The 3,291-nt window shown below is 38.8% G+C and carries 3 protein-coding genes and 1 pseudogene; all 4 read right to left on the bottom strand.

Annotated features, from left to right (window positions below):
• Positions 1–187: UxaA family hydrolase (locus AC1DPQ_RS22155; protein WP_477610895.1), on the bottom strand; the 187-nt coding region annotated here is incomplete at its 3' end.
• Position 188: 1 nt separating this feature from the next.
• A complete protein-coding gene (locus AC1DPQ_RS22150; protein WP_477610894.1) occupies positions 189–1,700 on the bottom strand; it encodes a tagaturonate reductase in 1,512 nt (503 codons plus the stop codon).
• Positions 1,701–1,812: 112 nt separating this feature from the next.
• Positions 1,813–2,826: a pectate lyase gene (gene pelA / locus AC1DPQ_RS22145; RefSeq protein ID WP_477610893.1), complete on the bottom strand. Its 1,014-nt coding sequence runs from the start codon at positions 2,824–2,826 to the stop codon at positions 1,813–1,815.
• A gap of 289 nt (positions 2,827–3,115) precedes the next feature.
• Positions 3,116–3,291: pseudogene (locus AC1DPQ_RS22140) on the bottom strand (DUF4350 domain-containing protein); the annotation flags it as partial.

Here is a 3,291-nt window from a genome sequence, read left to right as displayed (position 1 = left end):
GTACACCATACATAATAATGTGATCACCCGCATTCATATCCTGCATAAAAAACTTATGCTTAGCCTGGATATCATCCTGTAAAATATATTCCTGCCCATCGTAAATAACGGTTTCGCCTTTTGCCAGGTTTTGTAGGGCAACAAGTACGTTATCGTTAGGATGGATTTTTAAAATTCTAGTAACCATTTTAAATTGTTCTTTCTGAATGCAAGTTACTTAAAGTTTCTTTTGCACCCTTGTTCTGTAATAAATCAACGTAAGATTTTACGGCCGCGTTAAAGCCAGGGTAATTATTCAAGTTTTTATCCCAAAGACGTCTGTCGCCAAGGGTATTATCTACAACCGTTTCAGGGTTTTTCCAGTAATCATATAGAATCTCTGCAAATTCATCCTGTATCGGAAAGGTTTTTCCGTTTGCGCTGGCCGTGTAAGTATCACCATCTTTATTCACATTCATGAAAAGAATATATGCTGCCACACCTAAAGCAGTAAGTTGAGGTACTTCATTGTTTAAAGCGTAATATCTTCTGATTAACGGCATGTTACGCATCTGCATTTTTGAGGTGAAGTTTAGCGTTATGGCTTGCCACTGGTGCTCTAAGGATGGATTGCTAAAACGATCAATTACGCTTTCTGCAAAGGCAATCGCTTCATCATAGGTAATATCTTCGTTTACCACAACAGGGGCAATTTCATCTTTCATCAATTTTAATACATTGGCTGAAAAATCTTCATTCGCCATAGCCTCTTTTACGGTATTAAAGCCCGCTAAAATGGCCAATCCACAGCTAATGGTGTGCGTACCGTTAAGTAACCGGAGTTTTAGCTCTTTAAATTTATCGATCGATGGAACAATAAAAACCCCTTTATCAGCCTTTTCAAAAGATAAAATCTCCTTCACTTTTTCGCTTGAAGATTCGATAGCCCAAAGCCTGAAGGGCTCGGCCATAATCATGAGTTCATCTGCATAGCCCAGTTCACTTTCAATCGCTTTTTGTTCAGCCTCAGGAAGTTTTCCCGGAACAATCCTATCGACCAAAGTTTTGCAGAAATGATTGGCTGTTTTTAACCAGTTTTCGAAATCCCAGCCCAATTTGTTCTGGATGGCCAGATCTAATAAAATTTCTTTCAATTTATCAGCATTATCACTGATTAATTCTGTAGGTACAATCACCATTCCGCTTTCGGCCGAGCCGTTAAAAGCAGTATATCTTTCGTGCAAGAATGCCAATAGTTTCCCTGGATACGATTGTGGTGGATTATCAGTTATTTTATCTTCGCTTTTAACAATCCCAACTTCAGTAGTGTTAGAAATTACGACCTGCATTTCTGGCTGGTGGGCAGCTTTTAAAATTTCGGTCCAATCTTGCGAAGCCGATAAAACACGGCTGATTGATGAGTTGATTGAATTTTCTTCAACATTAACACCATCTTCGATACCTTTTACACAAAGTGTGTATAAATTATCCTGTTTCGAAAATGCATCGGCACCACCTTTTGAAGTAGATTTGACTACTAAAATACGCCCATTAAAAATACCTTTCTGGTTGGCCTTATCAATAAAATAATCTGGTAAACCACGTAATAAAACACCAGTTCCAAACTGGATTACTTTTTCTGGTAAAGCCAAAATTTCGGCGCTTGGTTTGGTAACCTTGTCGCTGTTAATGTTTGCTAAATTTTCTTTGTTTAAAATCATATCCTTGCGATTTCCGTCATTGCGAGGAACGAAGCAATCTTAAAGCGGTAGAAATTCCCACCCATAGTAGTAAGATTGCTTCGTGCCTCGCAATGGCGATTTTTATAATTATTTATTTCCCATTCGTGCTTAACCACTTCGGGTATTCCTTTTCAATTAATTTCTGTCCCCAGTTGCCATACCAGGCATAACCGTTTCGCCGCTCAGGACTTAACTCTTCCAATTTTGTTTTAATGGTATTGTCGCGATCGCCGAAAATCGGAGTGTTTTTCTCTATATCGTAAAAACGCGCCCAAGCCATGCTGGTGTTATCGGCAACCAAAGCTGAAATATTTTTGTTCCGATCAAAGCGGTAGCCAGCTATTTTATAGGTATCGAACCATTTCACCGCTGCAGCAACTGCATTTTTCACTTCTGGTGATGGGTTTTTAAGCCTAATTAAAAAACGGACAATACCTGCCGATTCACTTGTACTTAACGAGGCAGGCTCAAATGCCCTTGCTTTTGCAGGTAACATCGAGTCTTTATCGTATTGTGCAGCCCAGATGGTTAAAGTTCCATTTTGTTTTACCTGCGTTTTGATAATACAATTGATACCATTTGCAATGGCTTTCTCGGCTTTTTTGATGTAGGCTGGATTCACGACCTCAAAATCATTTTTTTGAGTTGCAATATCCTGTAGAATGTTCAATACATTAATCATTGCATCATCATTGTAAGTAATTTCTGAACGGTATAAAGTTTTATCAGGATAATACTGTGGCCAGCCACCATTGGCATATTGAGCAGCTAAAATATAATCCAATCCTTTTTCAGCTGCCGCTAAATAAGCCTTGTTTTGTGTTTTTTTATAAGCTTGAACCAGATATACCACTTCTCTGCTGGTGGCTTTATTATCGAATGTGGCATGCAAATCTTTAGTTGCTTTTATCTTAGCCAAAAGCTCGGGCGTTAAGGTTGCCCCATAGTTAACCACGCTTTTATCTTCCAACTGCTTAGRCCAACCACCATTGCCGAGTTGATATACAAGCATTTTTTCTGCAGTAGAATCGGTAGGCTGCTGCGCATAACACGATAACATTAAGCTTATACAGATCAGGGTTAACAATATTTTTATTTTCATCATTGTTGTTTGTTAGTTTATTGCCACGGAAGCACGGATTAACACGGAGAACTTTTTTATTCCAATCTGTCACGTTGAGCTTGTTGAATTGCTATTTGCCGTAATTTTAGCAAGTTCTTCGACAGGCTCAGGATGACAGTTCTATTTCGTTATCTGTGTTCATTTTTTTCATCTGTGGTTAATTTTACCTGGAACGACTTCCGTGGTCTGTGTCCCCACAGATCACCACTTAATTCTTTTTCCGTGCTTCCGCGTTTCCGTGGCTAATATTTTATTTATCTGCGGTTAAAACCTACTTTTTACCCGGAACCTGTTTAATCAACCATTTTACCAAATCGTTCGTTGCCTTAAAGTTTTCAAAATCTGCAGGCAATTTTCGGCCATCGATATATTCGTTGTAAAACCACGGATCACCTACCGCGAAAACAGTTCCCTTACCATATTTTGCTGTTGCAATAAGTACATCAC

The sequence above is a fragment of the Pedobacter sp. 01T416_2 genome (assembly GCF_056398925.1).
Note: the sequence above shows the minus strand (reverse complement) of the source record. Positions and strands in the feature narration are given on the sequence as shown.